The following is an 18057-nucleotide window of genomic DNA, read 5'->3' as shown; positions in this document are numbered from 1 at the left end:
CAACGTCTAACACAGAGGGATTTATATATATGGGACAGTCAAAAACGTTGGAACCGGACAAAGCGCCACCGAAGCCAAAGGGGTTCCTAGCAACACTGGAACGTATCGGCAACGCACTGCCAAATCCATTTTGGCTATTCGTGATTCTTGCCGGTGTAGTCATCGTTTCTTCGTGGCTCGGTGAGGCTGCGGGTATGCAGGCCAAGGATCCCGCGTCGGGTGACATCATCGAGGTGGAAAGCCTTGCTACCGCAGAGTACCTGCAAAAGATGGTCTCTGAGGCGGTAACGAACTTCACGGACTTCGCACCAGTTGGCCTGATTCTGGTGTGCATGCTCGGTGTCGCAATTGCGGAGTACTCCGGTTACATCGGCTCGGCAATCCGCGCGGCAATTTCCAAGGTGCACTCCCCTGTCCTGCTGACATTCATTGTTGCACTGGCCGGCGTGACTGGTTCAATCGCTTCTGATGCCGTCTACGTGATTCTCATTCCGCTGGGTGCCGCCTCATTCGCCGCAGTTGGTCGTAACCCTATTGTCGGTGCGATGGTCGCCTTTGCCGCCTCGTCGGCCGGGTTCAATTCGTCACTGGTGCTCAACATCACCGATGTGCTGCTGGCAGGTATCTCCACGCATGCAGCGCACTTCGTGGATCCGGAATACGTAGTTTCACCGCTGGCCAACTACTTCTTCACTATGGCCTCGTCGATTGTGCTGGCTCTGATTATTACCGCCGTTACTGAACTGTTTATTACCAAGCACGTGGAGAAGACCGTCCACGACGACCACATTGACCACGATGCCGCGGAATTCACCAAACCGGGCGCTTCGGAGGAAGCTGCCGAGGAAAACGCCAAGAAGGAGGAGCGGAACACCGCATCTAGCAGCTCCAGCAATGGCCGCGACAAGCTAATCCTCAACGATGCCGAACGACGTGGCCTCCGCTACGGCAACATCGCCGCTGTCATCTTCCTGGCGCTTTGGTTCGCTGCCCTGTTCATCCCGGGTTCGCCTCTGCGCGGCGAAGGCGACGGCATCTTGAATTCCGTGCTGCTTACCGACGTCGTGGCGTCCATCGCCCTCTTCTTCGCAGTGGTCGGCATTGCGTACGGCATCGGTGCCAAAACCATCACCTCCTCAGCAGACGTGCCCGCCTTCATGGAACGCGGCCTGGGCACACTGACCACAATGATGGTGCTCTTCTTCGCCGTCTCGCAGTTCACGGCCTACTTCAAGTGGTCCAATATCGGCCAGTGGACCGCTATCAAGGGCTCCGAATTCCTGACCAAGGCGGATCTGCCGCCGCTGTTGCTCTTTGCTGCCTTCGTCCTGATGGTGGCTGTTCTCAACCTGCTGATTACCTCGGGCTCCGCACAGTGGGCTCTGATGGCGCCGGTCGTTGTGCCGATGCTGATGTACGTCAACGTCTCTCCAGAGGTCTCCCAGCAGCTATTCCGTATTGGTGACTCCCCGACCAACATCATTACGCCGATGTCGCCGTACTTTGCGCTGGCGCTGACTTTCCTGCAGAAGTACTACAAGCCTGCGGGTGTCGGCACGCTGATGTCGCTGGCTATCCCGTACTCGCTGTGCATGATGGTGGGCTGGTTCCTATTCTTCGTCCTCTGGTATCTCGCGGGCATTCCGCTGGGGCCGGGGGTTCCGGTGCGTTAACTCACAGCCACTAGGAGATTGAGGGATTGGTCGAATTTTTCGCCCAATCCCTCACTTATTTGTGGCACCCGGGCTTAATATTGCGTACGGTCGCCACCACAACGGGCGTCGTAAAGCGAAAACGTACACACATTGAGCACACACTGAGACGCGGATATAACCTATGCCAACAAAGCACCTAAAATTTACGGGATCGACCGGCGAGACTCTGGCTGCATCAATTGATTTGCCGGACGGTCAGCCACGCGCGTGGGCGCTATTTGGTCATTGCTTCACGTGTAATCGGATGGTGCCCGGCGCGTCACGCACCTGCAAGGCGCTGGCGAAGAAGGGCATTGCGGCATTCCGGTTCGACTTCACTGGCCTCGGGCAGTCCACTGGTGATTTCGGTGAGACGACGTTCCAGACCAACATCGATGACCTTAAGGCCGCCTACGAGTTCATGGAGGCAGAATTTGAGGCCCCCTCGCTACTGATTGGGCACTCGCTCGGTGGCGCAGCGGCGCTGAACGCCGGCCACGATATGCCGAAAATCAAGGCGGTAGCGACAATCGGTGCACCCTTCGATCCGGCACACTCGATTGTGCGCATCGCCGGTGACATTTCGACGGTCGATGAGCACGGCACGCAGGTTCTGCAGATTGAAGGTCGTGGCATTCCCATCTCCCGTGAGTTCTTGGAAGTGTTGGCGGACTACAACCCGGAGGTTTATCTCAGCCAGCTGCGCAAGCCACTGCTTATTCTGCACTCCCCGACCGACCAGACTGTTGGTATCGATAGCGCCCAGAAGATTTTCCAGGTCTCTCGCTATCCAAAATCCCTGATGAGCTTGGATCGCGCAGACCACTTGCTCACTCGCGCTAAGTCCGCCGCGCGCGCTGCTGACCTGATTTATGCGTGGGCGGATAGCTATCTTCCGGAGGCTGAATAGCCCTGTTATCATTAGGGGCTATGGACACAACTGAACACTCTGGCCACTCACACGGCCACGGTCATTCACACGGTCATTCACACGGCCATGACCACGCTCATATTGACCCCGCGAATACTCCTGCCCGTCGCCTGCTCGCAGCTGCGGGTCTAACTCTTGTCGTATTTCTCGCCGAGCTCATCGGCGGCTTGGTCTCGGGTTCACTGGCGCTGCTGGCAGATGCCGGCCATATGGTGACGGACTCCGCAGGCCTGCTTATGGCAGTTGCCGGTTTGGCTATCGCCCAGCGCGGAGCCAATCACCGCGCGACGTACGGGTACCGTCGTGTTGAGGTTCTGACTGCTCTCGTCAACGGTCTGACAGTTTTCATCATTGCCGCTGTGATTCTCTGGGGCGCAATCCGGCGATTCGGGTCAGTGGAGCAATCTGAGATTCAAACCACGTCGATGCTCATCATCGCAGTCATCGGCCTGCTCACCAATGTGATTGCGGCGTTTCTGCTCGCCGGCGCTGCCAAGGAAAGCGTCAACGTCCGCGGCGCGTATCTGCACGTGCTTGTCGACGCCGCTGGTTCGGTCGCCGTCATTATCTCCGCTATCGCTATCGCATACACCGGCTGGACTGCCATCGACTCGGTGGTCTCTATCGTGATTGCGCTCTTCATCGTCCCCCGAGCCGCCGTTCTGGTGCGCGACTGTCTCCACGTGTTGCTGGAGTACACCCCGAAGGGCGTCGACACTGAGAGAATCACTGCTGACCTGTCTGACTTGGACGGAGTGGTCGATGTCCACGATCTCCACGTCTGGTCCCTCAACGGCAGCGACCTACTGGCATCTGTCCATCTCGTGCGCTGCGACACGCTCCCCAACGGCGACGAGCACGCATTGCTCGACCGCGCGCAGGCACTGCTTCACGACGTCCACGGGATTGAACACGCCACGGTGCAAATTGAAAGAACCGGGCACGCTGACCACGAGTACCCGGCTCATACCTAAAATGTTCGGCTAGTAGCTGAAGTAAGATGCTAGCCCTCGAGCTGCTCCCCTAGCTCCAGCCACTCCATCTCCAGCTCTGCCTTCTGCTCAACCACCTCCGCAGCACGGCGATCGAGGTCCGCCAGCTTTTGTGTGTCCAAGTTGGCTACATCAGCACTCGCTTCCGCCATCTGCGCATGCAGTTCACTTTCTTGCTGGCTGAGCTTCGCCATCTTCCGCTCCAGAGCACTCATCTTCTTCTGGACAGCATGAGCTTCCGCAGCCGAGAGCTTCGAGGTATCCTCCTCTGAAGCTGCGCCACGGGTCTGCGGACTACCGGCATTTGCTTGAGAGGCACCACCACTAGCGGCCGAGTCAGCCAGCTGTGCGCGACGCTGGAGGTACTGACTAATCCCGCCTGGCAAGTTCGTCAGCTCGCCATCGCCGAAGAGGGCCCAGGTCGAGTCGGCAATACGCTCAATCAGGTAGCGGTCGTGCGAGATGACCACCAACGTGCCCGGCCAATTGTCCAGCAGGTCTTCCAATTCCTGCAGCGTGTCAATATCCAGGTCATTCGTCGGCTCGTCGAGCAGCAGGAAGTTCGGCTCACTCATCAACACGCGTGTGAGTTGCAAGCGGCGACGCTCACCGCCGGAGAGGTCTGCGATTGGGGTGCGCTGCCGCTTCGGGGAAAAACCCAGTCGCTCCGCCAGTTGCGAGGCGCTAATCTGCTTCTTGCCCAGGTCAATGTAGGTCGCCACGTCCTCCACAGCGTCGAGCACACGCATATCCAGCGGCAGATCATCGAGCTCCTGTCGCAGCCAACCCAGACGCACCGTCTTGCCCTCAATCCGCTTGCCATCGCTTAAGGGGTAGTCTCCCGCCAATGCGCGCAACAAAGTCGTCTTACCCGAGCCGTTGACACCGACCAGGCCAATGCGCTCGCCGGGGGCCAGACGCCACGTGACGTCGTTAAGCAATTCCCTACCATCGGGCGTTTCCAGGGACGCATGCTCTAGCTCTACGACCACCTTGCCCTGTCGACGCTGCGAAAACGCCATCAACTCCACGGAATCACGCGGCGCCGGGACATCGGCGATGAGAGCCTCAGCTGCTTCGATGCGGTAGCGAGGCTTCGAGGTGCGGGCCGGCGCACCCCGGCGCAACCACGCGAGTTCCTTACGCGCAAGGTTCTGGCGACGCTGCTCGGCGGCATCGGCTTGGCGCGCACGCTCGGCACGCGCGAACGTCCAGTCGTTGTAACCGCCATCGTAAAAATCGACGGTGCCATCGTGGACTTCCCACGTCTTCGTGGCAACGGTATCCAGGAACCAACGATCGTGCGTGACGACGACCAGGGCTGCCCGGCGCGAAAGAACATGATCGGCCAACCACTGCACACCCTCAATATCGAGGTGGTTCGTTGGCTCATCGAGAATGAGCAGATCCAGATCTCGGACCAGCGCGGCCGCCAGGTTAACGCGACGGCGCTCACCACCGGAGAGATTGGCGACCTTGGTATCCATACCGAGGTCATTGATACCGATGCCATCGAGGACCTCGCGGATGGAAGCGTTACCCGCCCACTCGTGTTCAGCGAGTCCCAGCGGTGCAATGACGCACTCAAACACGGTGGAATTCGGGTCGAGCTCGGCGCCCTGGGTGACATGCGCCATGGCCATGTCGTTGGCTCGCGAAATACGTCCGGAGTCCGCTGGCTCCACGCCTGCCAGAATCTTCAGCAGTGTGGACTTGCCGCCACCGTTCAAACCGACAACACCGATGCGGTCGCCCTCTTGAACACCGAGGCTGACGCCGTCGAGCAGAGTCTTGAGCCCGAAGGACTTAGAAATATTCTCGCAATTAATCAGATTCGCCATGATGAGTATTTATTGTGCCCCATTCGACGTTGCCAAGCACACGCCGGACATACCAGGCCACCGGCAGCTCATCGAACTGCTCTCGGGTTACCCATTTAAATTCCGGATGCTCGCCGCTGAGCTGGACATTCTGCGTGTCGTCGGCCTCGCGTACTAGAAAGGTCACCGTGTGGAAGCGGAAATTCTCCCCGCCCAAGTCCGGATTGGAATAATGGGCAAATTCGCTGACCTCCGCTGCGCGCAAGCCGGCCTCTTCACGCAGTTCGCGCACAGCGGCCTCCACGGGCTCCTCCCCCGCGTCTAGCTTGCCACCGGGCAAATCCCACTGGCCCCCGAGGAAGCCCTCGTATTCACGCAGCAGAAGCAGCAAGCGGTCACCGCGGAAAACTATGCAGTTGCACACCCAGCCGTCGTCGTCAGGCCAGAACTTAGTCCAAGCCAGGCTGCGCGGTTCGCGCCGGCCGATCTCGGCCCTACTGGGGGTGTCGTCACGGTGCATGGGGAAAGATTGCCTGTCCTTTATTAAAAGCGCTGGTCTCGTGAGACCTCAGCGAGACGAACGAAATCGGCAATTTCAAGCTTCTCTCCTCGCTGCTTGGGGTCAATCCCCGCTGCCATAAGCGCCTCTTCGGCTGCGGCACCAGATCCGTAAATCCCCGATAGGGCCGCCCGGAGGGTCTTGCGGCGTTGCGCAAAAGCAGCGTCGATAAGCGGGAAAAGGCGTGCGCGGAACTGCGGCGAGATTTCCCACGGGGCCTCGGGGGCATCGGCGGTCTTGGAGTTCTCTGGAGCGTCGGAGCGAGCGTAGCAGTCAATGCGAACGAGCCCGGAATCAACCTTGGGGACCGGCCAGAAGACGTGCGGACCAATGGCACCGGCGCGACGCACTGTGCCGTAGTAGGCGGCCTTGACACTGGGGACACCGTAGATCTTGGAGCCCGGCTGAGCCGCCAGCCGGTCAGCGACCTCAGACTGCACCATCACGAGCACGCGACGGATGGTGGGCAGCTCGGCAAGCATGTGCAGGAGCACCGGTACAGAAACGTTGTATGGCAGATTGGCCACCAGCGCATCTGGGGCAGTCTGAAAGTCCTCGCGGCTGACCTTCAGCGCGTCTTTCTCAATGAGCTCAAGTGCGCAGCCCTCGGCGCGCTCAGTGACTGTCTGGGGCAGACGCGCCGCCAGCCGCGAATCGATTTCAACAGCCGCCGCGCGGCCGCAGTGTTCGAGCAGCCCGAGGGTCAGCGAGCCCAAGCCGGGGCCAACCTCAACAGGGTAGGAATCCTCCGGCAAGTCCGCCGCAGCGACAATTCGACGCACGGTGTTGGCGTCGTGGACGAAGTTCTGCCCCAATTTCTTCGTCGGGACAATATCCAACTGCGCCGCCAAGTCGCGTACTTCGACCGGCCCCAAGAAAGAAACTTCTGCTTTAGTCACAGTTAGATACTACGGGGTCAACACAAAAAATAGGCTTAGCTCGTTATGGCTAGACGGAACTAGCTTTAACGAAGCCCCATGGAAGCGGTACAAGCGGGCCATGCGCCCCAACCCTGACCAGCCTGGACACGCTCAGCGACAGCAATCTGCTGCTCGCGGGAAGCCTGCGATGCACGCGGTGCATACTCAGTACCGCCGTAAGCTGCCCAAGTGGAATCGGTGAACTGCAGACCACCGGAGAAACCGTTACCGGTATCGATAGCCCAGTCGCCGCCGGACTCACACTGAGCCAGCTGATCCCACACGCCGTAGCCGGCAGCCGGAGCTGCAATGCGGGACTTAGTGCCCTGGCGAATAGTGGAGATACCCGGAGCCTTTAGCTCCTTTTCTTCCAGGACCTCGCGTCCGAGCTCTTCACCATCGCGAGAGGTGACCTTGACCTGACGCTCTACCTGGCCCGGTTCACCTTCCTGCTCAACGATGCGCTCATCTTCGAACATCGAATCATCTTCAATGATGTTCTCGTGAGCTGGAATCTCCTCAGTCTCGGTGATGGTCTTATCAATCAGACGAGACAGAGCGATGCGCATCCCCTCGGTGACCGGAGCATCCAGACCCGGCTCGACGGTGTCATCTTCACGCAGTTCAATGCCACGCTGAGCCAGCACATCTCCGACGGTCATAGCCGGGACGGTCAGGTCGATGTCCTTGGCATCGTCGTGAAGCACAATATTCTTGGCACGAACGACGTCGAGTTCGACTCCCTTAGCGGAAATCTCGCCCTTTTCGACCTCGACCTTGTCCTTATCGGAGATGAGCCCCTGCTTCTTCAGACCTTCAATCAGCTCATCGGTAGTGATGGCATTGGTCTTGTGCTCCTGCGGCTTGCCATCGACAATCATCGTGACTGGCTTGGCAGAGCGGTAGACCAGCTTGCCGCCGTCCGTGAGATCGCCCTGACGCTGAACCAGGTCGCCACCGGTGGTTTCGACACCAGCCTTCTGCAGAATGGCCTTGTCATCCTTGGACCAGGTTGCGATTTGCTCAACCTTACCGTCGATTTCGACGGTGATGGTGTCATAGTTGGATGCTGCGACAGTACCACCCAGAGCAACAGCAGCGACCAGACCGCCTGCGGCAATCTTGGACGAAGTGGAGACTCCGTCATTAGCACGATTGAGATGACGCTTCTTCGCAGCACTCACGGGGTTCGTCACAGCCTTTCGGAGGATGGGGCAGCTAGCAAATGAAAGAAATACAGTTTGTAACAGTACGGTAAAGATTCAGTGTTGTCTAAAATATATCGATAAAAGTGACGGGAAATACAACAAACCGCCCCGGCTGCATTTCCACAGCTCAGGGGCGGCAATACGCCAGCACGTGCTTAAATGCCGTACACCCGACGTGCATTATCCGTCAAAATCTGTGCCATCTCCTCCGCCCCGATTTCTCGGGCTGCGGCCATCGCACGCGCCTGATGACCGATAAAAGTGGACTCGTTGCGCGCACCTCGGAAAGGCTCCGCGGTCATGTACGGGGCATCGGTTTCCACCAGCAGCTGCTCCGCCGGCGCCTCAGCCACAGCCTGCCGCAGGTAATCATTGCGTTTGAAGGTCACGTTGCCGGTAAAACTCAGCAGGTAACCGCGTGCAATGGCTTCGCGGGCAACCTCGATGGGCGAAGAGAAACAGTGCAAAATGACCGTATTGTCGTAGCCGTCCAACGCCGCCATCAGGTCTTCATCGGCGTCGCGGTTATGAATCATCAACGGCTTGCCGACGGTTGCTGCGAGCTCCATATGCCACTGCAACGCAGCCAGCTGTTCGCTCTTCGACGCGCAGCCGTCGAGGGAATCCAGCCAGTACCAATCCAATCCCGTCTCCCCCACGGCCACAACCCTGGGGTCGGCAGCCATTTCGGTTAAGCGGGCCTTGGCGTCGTCGTCAAGCTCGTGCGCGCGCGTCGGATGGATGGCGGCGGCGGCCCAGACGTTGGGGTGCGCGTGCGCAGCGGCAAAGGCCAGTTCGGTTTCCGGCATGCCATCGCCGACCGTGCAGACTCCGACGACGCCCGCTGCGGCGGCCCGGTCCATGAGCGCCGCAATCTCTTCCGGAGTTTGCGCCCCACAGGACGCGAGATGCGTGTGGGCGTCAAACAGCGGAGTGAGATACTCCGCGGGTTCTGCAATCTTGCGTTTGCGCTTTCCCATACCTCTACTGAGCCCCTACTTCACCTGTGCCCACTCGGGGCCGTGCTCAGCCAACTCAGAGTCGAGCTTGGTGAAAATCGGCTTCGGCTTGGCCAGCGCCGTACCCGGCTCAATGTCGAAGCGACGCCAGGCGGCCTTCTGATTGACGTAGTCACCGGTGATGATTGGGTAGCTCCTACCCTCTGCCGGCAGGTCAGCGCCGACCGGTTCGACCGGCATGTCGTCCTGGACTTCCTGGACTTCTGGCATTGCGGCCCAGATCCCCTCGCCGCCCAGGGTCTCGAAGACCTTCTGCGAGCTTTCCGGCAGGTACGGGGTCAGCAGCACATTGGCGTCGCTGACTACCTGCAGTGCTGTCCACAGCACGGTGGCGAGACGCTCGCGCTGGGACTCGTCCTTCGCCAGCTTCCACGGCTCCTGCGCAGCAATGTAGGCGTTGGCCTCTCCGACCAAGTGCATGGCGGCGGTGATACCGGCGCGGAAGCGGGACAGCGCAAGCGCGTCGCCGACCTCGGCGAAGGAACGCTCAGCCAGGTCGAGCAGTTCACGGTCAGCGTCAGTGAGTTCGCCCGGAGTTGGCACCTCACCGAAGTTCTTGAAAGCCATGGACACGGTGCGGTTGACCAGGTTGCCCCAGGAGTTGGCCAGCTCGTTATTCACGCGGCGGACGAACTCATCCCAGGTGAAGTCGGTGTCCTGGTTCTCCGGGCCTGCCATCGCGATGAAGTAGCGCAGCGGATCCGGACCAAACTCCGCCAGGAAGTCCTTCACATAGATGACAACGCCCTTGGAAGAGGAGAACTTCGAGCCCGACATGGTCAGGTACTCCGAGGAGACGACCTCCGTCGGCAGGTTCAACTCACCGAGCTCCCCGACCTCGCCCCCGCGGGAGCCCTCGCCACGGTAGCCCAGCAGCTCAGCCGGCCAAATCTGGGAGTGGAAGGTGATGTTGTCCTTGCCCATGAAATAGTAGGACAGCGCCTCCGGGTCATTCCACCACTTGCGCCACGCTTCCGGGTCACCAATGCGCCAGGCCCACTCGATGGAAGCGGATAGGTAACCGACGACGGCGTCGAACCAAACGTAGAGTTTCTTCGTCCCGTTTTCCGACCAGCCCTCCAGCGGAATCGGCACACCCCAGTCAATATCACGGCTCATTGCACGCGGACGGATGTCCTTCAGGATGTTCAGGGAGAACTTCAGCACGTTCGGGCGCCAGTCCTTGCGCTCCTGCAGCCACTCGGTCAAGGCCTCTGCCAGAGCCGGCAGGTCTAGCAGGAAGTGCTCAGTTTCAACGAACTTCGGGGTCTCGCCGTTGATTTTCGACACCGGATCAATCAGATCGGCCGGGTCAAGCTGGTTACCGCAGTTGTCGCACTGGTCGCCGCGGGCACCGGAAGCGCCACAAATTGGGCAGGTACCTTCGATGTAACGGTCCGGCAGGGTGCGACCGGTCGACGGGGAAATCGCACCCATCGTGGTCTGCTTGACCATATAGCCGTTTTCGTAGAGCCCACGGAAGAGCTCCTGGACAACGGCGTAGTGGTTGCGCGTGGTTGTGCGCGTAAACAGGTCGTAGGAAAGCCCCAGACCCGCGAGGTCCTGCACAATCTGGCGGTTGTAACGGTCGGCCAATTCCTGGACAGAAACGCCTTCCTTCTCCGCCTGCACAAGCAGTGGCGTGCCATGCTCATCAGTACCGGAGACCATCAGCACGTCATTGCCAATCATTCGCTGGTAGCGAGCGAAAACGTCCGAGGGGACACCGAAACCTGCAACATGGCCGATATGTCGCGGACCGTTAGCGTACGGCCACGCAACTGCTGTGAAAATGCGAGACATATCTAACAGGGTAATAGATGACCTACCATCACGATGAACTGTGCCCTCATGAAGTCTTCCAAGAACTGTCCCTTAGCGTCATCGCGCGCTCGCGCAGTCACTACGCTTATGTCCTATGTCCACTCGGTCCACCTCCTCCGACTCGGCCGCTGACTTCACTTCGCGCGCGACCACTGCGCTAGCTCGTCTTATCGCCGCCGGTCATCGCCCCGCCGCACTCGTCGGCTCCTGGTTCGGTTATCGCGCGGTTCTCGCCGCTAACGTCGAGCTCACCGCCTGCGATTCGACAGCGCTTTTCACCAGCCCCGACCCCAATGCGTGGCTATTTGGGTTCCGCCCCTACTCCGGCACCAGCGCGCATGGGATCGCTGCCTGCGTCGCATTGCTTGCCGACGACGGCACGTGGCATTTCGACGGCCCCGGCACCGGTGACCCCTCAAATCCGGATTTCCAAGCCCTTCAGGAGACCATCAAATACTCGCACGAAAACACGCGTGACGACGCGCTCCCCGCGGCCACACCACTGGAGTGGGATCAGGGCGACCGAGAACGCCACCAGCTTGCAGTGGAGAACTGTAAGGAAGCAATTGCCGCGGGCGAGGTGTACCAAACCTGCATCTCTACACGCTTTCACGCGGAGCTGAATGCGGGATCGGGCACGAACGTCGATGTGGACAATGCTGCACTAGCCCACGCCGGTGCGTGGTTTTCCTCCCGCGTGGCGCGGTATCAGCCGGCTCGAGCAGCATTCTTGCCCGGCAACCTCGACGCTGGAATTCCAATCCTGGCCTCGCTGAGTCCTGAGGAGTTCCTCATCCGCGCAGGCACAAGCGTGACTGAAACTCCCATCAAAGGCACGATTCCCGCTGGCCGGCCCCCGAACGAGTTATTGCGCAGCGACAAGGATGTCGCCGAGAACATCATGATTGTCGACCTGGTGCGCCATGACCTCGGTCAAGTTGCCAAGACCGGCACCGTGAAGGTCACAGACCTGCTCAGTGTGCGTCCGGCACCGGGCGTGTGGCACCTCTTTTCCACAGTTTCCGCGGAACTTCCCGATCAGCTCAGCCACGCTGAACTAATCGAAGCCTGCTTCCCACCGGCCTCAGTCACCGGTACACCGAAGCTGCGAGCAATTGAGCTTCTGCGCGAGTGGGAACCCGAACCCCGTGGCGCTCACTGCGGCGCGATTGGTGCGGCCCACGGTGATGCACTTGAGCTCAATGTCGGTATTCGTACCGCTGAGTACACAAAAGACCCGAACTCGGGGAGAGTTCGGGTCGAAGCTGGCATCGGCGGTGGCATCACCATCGGGTCTACACCCGAGGGCGAATGGGCCGAGATTGAGGCCAAGGCCGCACCGCTGCTGTTGGAAAGCTAGTTGCGCAATTTACGAGCACGGCGGCGCTCGCGCTGTTCGGCCGCTTCCGCCAAGCGGCGCTCACGAGCCATGCGCAGGGCAAACTGACGCTGTTCCTTGTCATCGAGGTACATCGGATCGTCGGAAAGCCCCTTAACCAGCGAAACCATCAGCGCCAAGATAACAATGACGAACGGGCTTGCCGCCAAAATGGTGATGTTCTGCAGGTTCGACAGGGCATCGCTGCCACCGGTGACCAATAGGACGATGGCAATCAGAGCGGTGAAAATACCCCACATAGCAGTGACCGTGCGCGACGCTGTGAGTCGACCGAACTGACTCATGGTACCCATCACCGTGGAGGCGGAGTCTGCCGAGGTAATGAAGAAGGTAGCCAGCAGAATCATTGCGATAGCGGAGGTAATCGCGCCACCCGGCAAGGATTCCAGCAGATTGAACAGCTGACTCTCGGCCGAACCGTCACCGTAGATGGACGCACCCTGCTGCTCGTGGGTAATGGCGGTGCCACCAAAGATGGAGAACCACACTGCAGAGACAATCGACGGAACGGCGACGACGGTGAAGACGAACTCACGGATAGTACGGCCGCGAGAAATACGTGCGATGAACATACCGACAAACGGCGACCATGAGATCCACCAGGCCCAGTAGAAAATTGTCCAGGAAGAGAGCCATTCACCGGCGGTGCCGTCAGCGGAAGCACTGGAGCGGGAGGCCATCTCAAAGAAGGAATCCAGGTAGCTGCCAATAGAGGTCGGAATCAGGTTCAGAATCACCACGGTAGGGCCGAGGACCAACACCAGCAGAGCCAGCAGACCTGCGGCAACCATGTTGAAGTTCGAGATGTACTGAATTCCCTTGCCCACGCCCGACAGTGCAGAGACCAAGAAGGCACAGCCCAGAACGAGAATAAGACCAATCCACAAAGGTGCGCCCTTGATGGCGTTGAACCCGTTGATTTCCAAACCGGCGGAAATCTGAAGTACGCCCACACCGAGAGAGGCTGCCGTACCGAAGACGGTGGCAAAAATCGCAAGCGCGTCGATAAGCTTGCCCAACCGCCCCTCAGCGCGACGCGCGCCGATGAGCGGGATGAACGCCGCCGAAATCAGCTGCTTTCGGCCGAGGCGGTAGGTCGAGTAAGCAATTGCGAGACCGACGATGGCGTAGAGCGACCACGGGTGCAGAGTCCAGTGGAACATCGTCGAAGCCATGGCGGTACCGACTTCCTTCGGCTGGTGGCCCGGCACGCCATCGCGATAGAAGGTCAGCGGCTCAGCGACACCGTAGAACATCAGACCGATGCCCATACCGGCGGCGAACATCATCGCAATCCAGCTAGGCGTGGAAAACTCTGGTTTCTCGTTGTCCTTGCCCAAGCGGATGTGACCGAACTTGGAAATCGCGATGGACACAATGAAGAAGACAAAGACGGTACTGGCCAAGATAAACAGCCAGCCGATGTTCTCCACGACCCAGTTCAGAGAGCTAGATGCAAACGTCGAGAAACTATCCGGCCACGCCAGGCCCCAGACGATGATTGCCAGAATTGCGACAACGGCGGGGATGGTAACCCCGAGGTTCACGGGAGCGTGAGAATCGTCGGCCCTGACTTCGCCGACGACTGACTCCCCTACTTCTTGTTGTATTTCATGCTCTGGTGGATTCGTCATTCCTCCACCATGTCCACCATTGACCTGGGATTTCAACTCAGGATGTGGATTCTCTCAGGTTTTCCTCATTTCCCGTCTGAATTACAAAACTCCCAATAACAGCGTTTACCCTGTTCACTGGCGTGCGCTGGAACATTTTCTGGCACAAAGTAACAATCGGCTAACGATTTCCCTCACGAGCAGCCAAAACCGCCTGATAGAGATCACGGTGCTTTGTCATTCCAGCCTCTGCCGCAACCTGCTTCGCGGCATCCTTCAGCCGCATGCCATCAGCCACAAGCTCCTCCACGCGGTCAACCAAGTCCTCCGTGGATACCTCCGTCGCCTGCTGCCCCGCGCCCTCAATCACCACCGTAATTTCGCCGCGGACACCTTCCTCCGCCCACGCAGCCAGCTCTCCCAGCGTCGCACGGCGAGTCTCTTCAAAACGCTTGGTCAGCTCACGGCTTACCGACGCGCGCCGCTCCTCACCCAAAATCTCCGCGGCATCGGCCAACGTAACAGCCAACCGATGCGGCGACTCAAAGAAACAACAGGCCCGCTTCTCTGTCTTCAGTGATTCCAGCCAGATCCGGCGCGCCCCCTGTTTACGAGGTGCAAAACCATCGAAGCAAAAGTGGCCGACGCCCAACCCGCTGAGAGCCAATGCGGTAGTCACCGCGCTCGGCCCCGGTACGCAGGACACGGGCACGCCCGCGTCGTGAGCAGCCGCCACCACAGCCAGGCCAGGATCCGACACCACCGGCATCCCCGCATCGGTCACCACAATGACTTTCTGTCCCGCCTTCGCCGCCTGAATCAGCGACTCAGTGCGGCTCTCTTCGTTGTGATCGAAGTTTGAAACAAACTTCCCCTTGGGGGAAATGCCCAGCGCTGTGGCCAGGTTGCGTGCTCGCCTGGTGTCTTCCGCGGCGATGATATCGGCGTCGATAAGCGCACCGCGCAAGCGGTCGGAGGCATCGGCGATATTGCCCAGCGGCGTTGCCACCAGAGTGATGCCAGGGGCCAGCGTCATTGCCTCGCTAAGAGGCGCGTTCTCGTGCGGTTGGAAGTTCGATGCCGAATGCGTCATGATTCCATAGCTTAAACTGACATTCGTGACCGATGCCGCTTTAACCCCACCACCGGAAACCGAGCGCCGCGCGAAAAAGCGTTTCCTGCGCCCGATTCCCCCGGTGCCCTCGCTGCCGCCACTGCGGCGGTGGGACAAATGGGATACCGCCACTTTTGTGGTTCTCGGAATCGTCGCAGCGCTAACCCGTTTCATCGGGCTTGCTGCCAAGACCGACAATGGCACCCCGCTCTTCGATGAAAAGCACTATGTGCCGCAAGCATGGCAGATTCTGGAGTCCACCCGCGACCCCATCTCGTCTGGCATTGAGGACAATCCCGGCTACGGTCTGGTTGTGCATCCGCCAGTGGCCAAGCAGGTCATCGCCGTGGGCGAATGGATCTTCGGTTACTCACCAATGGGCTGGCGGTTTATGTCGGCGGTGTGTGGCACGCTGGTCATACTGCTGCTCATGGACATCGTCCGACGCATCTCTCGCGGCTCGCGGTTGGCAGTGGGTATCGCTGGTCTCTATGCGCTTGCCGACGGAGTGCTGTTTGTCTCCTCCCGGGTCGGCATGCTGGACATGATTCAGACCTTCTTCATCACTGCGGCCGCGTGGGCACTTCTCATCGACCAGGTCGATGCCCGCAAGCGCCTGGAATCCGCCACGGAGCTAGGTAGTTTCGGCCCCTATCTCAGTTATCGCTGGTGGCGACTGCTCGCCGGCATCATGCTGGGGCTTGCCACCGGGGTGAAGTGGTCCGGTCTGTACTACATGGCCGCATTCGGCCTGTGGTCCGTTTTCACGGATTTGGTGTCACGCAAGAATGCCGGTGCGGACAAGCCCGTGCTCGGCGCACTCGCCCGCGATACCGCCCCGGCGTTGCGTGATCTGGTGGTGGTTCCGCTGGGCGTTTACTTCTTGAGTTGGCGTTCTTGGTTCGCCGAAGAAACGTCGGTCTATCGCCATGTCTCGCCCGAAGACCGCGATACGGGACTCCCCGGCACCGGCTGGCTTCCCGAGGCCGTGCAGAACTACCTGCACTACCAGAACAGCGTGCTGAAGTTCCACGCCGAGCTGACCACCTCTAATGGCCACAAACACCCTTGGGAGTCCAAGCCCTGGGAGTGGCTGGTCAGCTGGCGGCCAATGCTCTACTACTCCACCGAAACCACCTGCAGTGGCGGCCAAGAGTGCAAGGGCTGGATGATGCTCTTTGGCACCCCGCCCATCTGGTGGTTGCTGGTCCCCGTGGTCCTGTGGGCCACATGGCGCTGGCTCGGCCGCCGCGACGGCCGCTACGCGCTGCCAGTCATCGGGTTCCTCGCCTCGTGGCTGCCGTGGGTCATCGGCTACGACCGTCAGATGTACTTCTTCTACGCCACCGCGCTGATTCCATTCGTACTCATCGCCTTTGCTCTGCTTGCCGACGATCTCTCACACTGGCGGCCCCGCGGTAAGCCGGTGGGGTTGGTAATCGTTGGCACGCACGCCGCACTAGTGGTGGCCGCGTTTGTGTTCTGGCTGCCGATTTTGACCGGCTACCCGCTGCCTCTCAACCACTTTGACTGGCGGTTCTGGTTGCCGTCCTGGAGCTAGTCCCGCTGTGGCGGCACGCCTGTGACCGGCAACCCCGAGGCGGCCCGCCATGCCTGTGCGATTGCCGTCGGCGTATAGCCACCCAGCCACACAACGGCCAGCGTCAAAGCGGAGACAAACATCAAGGCCAGACCAGCGATCTCTGATGCTCCCTGGGCACCGATGAGAATGTCACGAATACCAAAACCGATGCTGAACGTGGCGACGGCACCGTAGACCGGCGCCATGCCCATGGCAGCACGCGGCCGCCAAGCAGCCCAGAACAATCCCACTGCCAATGCAAGCCGAATTGCCGCGAGTTGAATGGCAAGGCGTGCTCCGAGCTCCATTGGGTCAACGGTGGCAGTGGAACCGTCGATAGGCGATCCCGTGCTTGTTGCGATTCCCGCACCGTCCTGCGGCTGTGTCGAGGAAAGTCCAAGCGTCATCATGTCGGAGGCGTCGACCAGCGTCGCAATCCCCCAGACCGCCCAGCAAAGTCCCAATGCGATGAGCACCCCGCGGGCTGTGCCGGCTATGAGCAGCCAAGCGCGCTCACGCCGGCGGCGCTCCGGTTCGATAGAGACCAAAATGCGCTCCGAGAGATCATCCGTGGAAATCTCCGGCATGCCATCGGCAGGCCCAACCGTAAGGGCGCGGTTCAGCCGCACCGCTCGCTCGTACCAAGCTCGGCACTCCTCGCAGGCCCCAAGATGGGCATCGATGACTTCATCGGCAATACTTGCCTGCTCGCCATCGAGGCGAGCGGACAATGCTGCGCGAATTTCCTCGCACTCCACGGGGAATCTCCTCCGCTTTTAACTCTTAAGGGGGTTGTACCTAATGAGGTCTTACCTGATGAATTGCCTGTCCAAACTGAAACGGCCGGCTCCGAAAACGAAAATCATCACCAGACCGCCGATGAGTGACATCACGAGCTCCGCACCGTTGTCACGGATAAACAGGCCATTGCCCAGGTGCATCGACCACCAGGCACCAATCATCTCAATGATGAAGACCATCGCCACCGTCGGGGCCAAGAGCCCCAGAATCAGCAACGCGCCTCCGACCAGTTCGACTAGAGCGACAACCCAGACCGTCAAGTGCGCCTGCGGGATATTCGCAGCGACAAAGTAACCGGTCGTCTTGTCAATACCGGTGACAAAAATCTTGTCCCAGCCATGGCAGATGAAGATAATTCCGAGTATTAGGCGGAGAATCACGAGCGCGATATCGCGCATTACCGGTCGATCCATGAGGGACATGCTACCCGACGGCACGGTCAAAGCACGGTAGCACTGCGGCAGCGAAAGGCCAGCGACTTTAACATGCAAAAAGGCTTCTCCCAACCCCTCGGGAGAAGCCTTCCGCCAAACACACCCGGTGTGTCATGTCTTAGGTAGTGACATCGTAACAGGCCGAGT

15 protein-coding genes are annotated in these 18057 nt (G+C 59.7%); 5 read left to right on the top strand and 10 right to left on the bottom strand.

The features are described 5' to 3' along the window. Positions 1 to 29 precede the first annotated feature (29 nt). From HMPREF2681_RS02335 to HMPREF2681_RS02325, 3 genes are all read left to right on the top strand, one after another. The gene (locus HMPREF2681_RS02335) at positions 30 to 1673 is read left to right on the top strand and encodes an AbgT family transporter (RefSeq protein WP_049189696.1); all 1644 of its coding nucleotides are present in this window, start codon (positions 30 to 32) and stop codon (positions 1671 to 1673) included. 163 nt (positions 1674 to 1836) lie between these two features. Next, positions 1837 to 2604 (top strand): alpha/beta hydrolase family protein, encoded by a 768-nt coding sequence (locus HMPREF2681_RS02330; protein WP_048733555.1) that lies wholly within the window; start codon positions 1837 to 1839, stop codon positions 2602 to 2604. Positions 2605 to 2624: 20 nt separating this feature from the next. Continuing rightward, on the top strand, positions 2625 to 3599 hold the full coding sequence (locus tag HMPREF2681_RS02325) for a cation diffusion facilitator family transporter (RefSeq protein WP_016423250.1): 975 nt from the start codon (positions 2625 to 2627) through the stop codon (positions 3597 to 3599). A gap of 29 nt (positions 3600 to 3628) precedes the next feature. On the opposite strand, the gene HMPREF2681_RS02320 is transcribed toward HMPREF2681_RS02325, so the two are convergent. The 6 genes from HMPREF2681_RS02320 to metG form a co-directional block, all read right to left on the bottom strand. Continuing rightward, positions 3629 to 5458, bottom strand: coding sequence for an ABC-F family ATP-binding cassette domain-containing protein (locus HMPREF2681_RS02320; protein ID WP_049171263.1), 1830 nt, complete (start codon positions 5456 to 5458; stop codon positions 3629 to 3631). Beyond that, positions 5442 to 5957, bottom strand: a complete 516-nt coding sequence (locus tag HMPREF2681_RS02315; RefSeq protein ID WP_049171266.1) for an NUDIX hydrolase — start codon at positions 5955 to 5957, stop codon at positions 5442 to 5444. The genes HMPREF2681_RS02320 and HMPREF2681_RS02315 overlap by 17 nt, the downstream gene beginning before the upstream one ends. A gap of 23 nt (positions 5958 to 5980) precedes the next feature. Continuing rightward, positions 5981 to 6895 carry a 16S rRNA (adenine(1518)-N(6)/adenine(1519)-N(6))-dimethyltransferase RsmA gene (rsmA, locus tag HMPREF2681_RS02310; RefSeq protein ID WP_049171269.1) on the bottom strand — a complete coding sequence of 305 codons (915 nt, stop codon included), beginning with the start codon at positions 6893 to 6895 and terminating at the stop codon, positions 5981 to 5983. A gap of 65 nt (positions 6896 to 6960) precedes the next feature. Next, positions 6961 to 8112 carry a resuscitation-promoting factor gene (locus HMPREF2681_RS11295; protein WP_272715417.1) on the bottom strand — a complete coding sequence of 384 codons (1152 nt, stop codon included), beginning with the start codon at positions 8110 to 8112 and terminating at the stop codon, positions 6961 to 6963. Between the two features lie 167 nt (positions 8113 to 8279). Continuing rightward, complete coding sequence (locus tag HMPREF2681_RS02300) at positions 8280 to 9104, bottom strand: TatD family hydrolase (protein WP_049171274.1); 825 nt, start codon at positions 9102 to 9104, stop codon at positions 8280 to 8282. 15 nt (positions 9105 to 9119) lie between these two features. Next, entirely contained in the window at positions 9120 to 10946 is a 1827-nt protein-coding gene (metG, locus tag HMPREF2681_RS02295) for a methionine--tRNA ligase (protein ID WP_049171277.1), read from the bottom strand. Between the two features lie 115 nt (positions 10947 to 11061). Between metG and HMPREF2681_RS02290 the strand changes: the two genes are divergently transcribed. After that, positions 11062 to 12327: an aminodeoxychorismate synthase component I gene (locus tag HMPREF2681_RS02290; protein ID WP_069359638.1), complete on the top strand. Its 1266-nt coding sequence runs from the start codon at positions 11062 to 11064 to the stop codon at positions 12325 to 12327. Here the strand turns inward: HMPREF2681_RS02290 and HMPREF2681_RS02285 are convergent. Beyond that, complete coding sequence (locus HMPREF2681_RS02285) at positions 12324 to 14000, bottom strand: BCCT family transporter (RefSeq protein WP_049171282.1); 1677 nt, start codon at positions 13998 to 14000, stop codon at positions 12324 to 12326. The genes HMPREF2681_RS02290 and HMPREF2681_RS02285 overlap by 4 nt on opposite strands. A gap of 160 nt (positions 14001 to 14160) precedes the next feature. After that, on the bottom strand, positions 14161 to 15015 hold the full coding sequence (gene rsmI / locus HMPREF2681_RS02280) for a 16S rRNA (cytidine(1402)-2'-O)-methyltransferase (protein WP_187269939.1): 855 nt from the start codon (positions 15013 to 15015) through the stop codon (positions 14161 to 14163). Between the two features lie 82 nt (positions 15016 to 15097). Between rsmI and HMPREF2681_RS02275 the strand changes: the two genes are divergently transcribed. Continuing rightward, positions 15098 to 16654, top strand: a complete 1557-nt coding sequence (locus HMPREF2681_RS02275) for a dolichyl-phosphate-mannose--protein mannosyltransferase (protein ID WP_070545942.1) — start codon at positions 15098 to 15100, stop codon at positions 16652 to 16654. Here the strand turns inward: HMPREF2681_RS02275 and HMPREF2681_RS02270 are convergent. Then, a complete protein-coding gene (locus HMPREF2681_RS02270; protein ID WP_049193057.1) occupies positions 16651 to 17433 on the bottom strand; it encodes a zf-HC2 domain-containing protein in 783 nt (260 codons plus the stop codon). The genes HMPREF2681_RS02275 and HMPREF2681_RS02270 overlap by 4 nt on opposite strands. A 51-nt stretch (positions 17434 to 17484) precedes the next feature. Then, the gene (locus HMPREF2681_RS02265) at positions 17485 to 17889 is read right to left on the bottom strand and encodes a DoxX family protein (protein ID WP_049193070.1); all 405 of its coding nucleotides are present in this window, start codon (positions 17887 to 17889) and stop codon (positions 17485 to 17487) included. Between the last annotated feature and the right edge of the window lie 168 nt (positions 17890 to 18057).

This window comes from Corynebacterium sp. HMSC064H12, from assembly GCF_001809925.1.
In the GTDB taxonomy this organism is placed as follows: Bacteria; Actinomycetota; Actinomycetes; order Mycobacteriales; family Mycobacteriaceae; genus Corynebacterium; species Corynebacterium jeikeium_D.
Note: the sequence above shows the minus strand (reverse complement) of the source record. Positions and strands in the feature narration are given on the sequence as shown.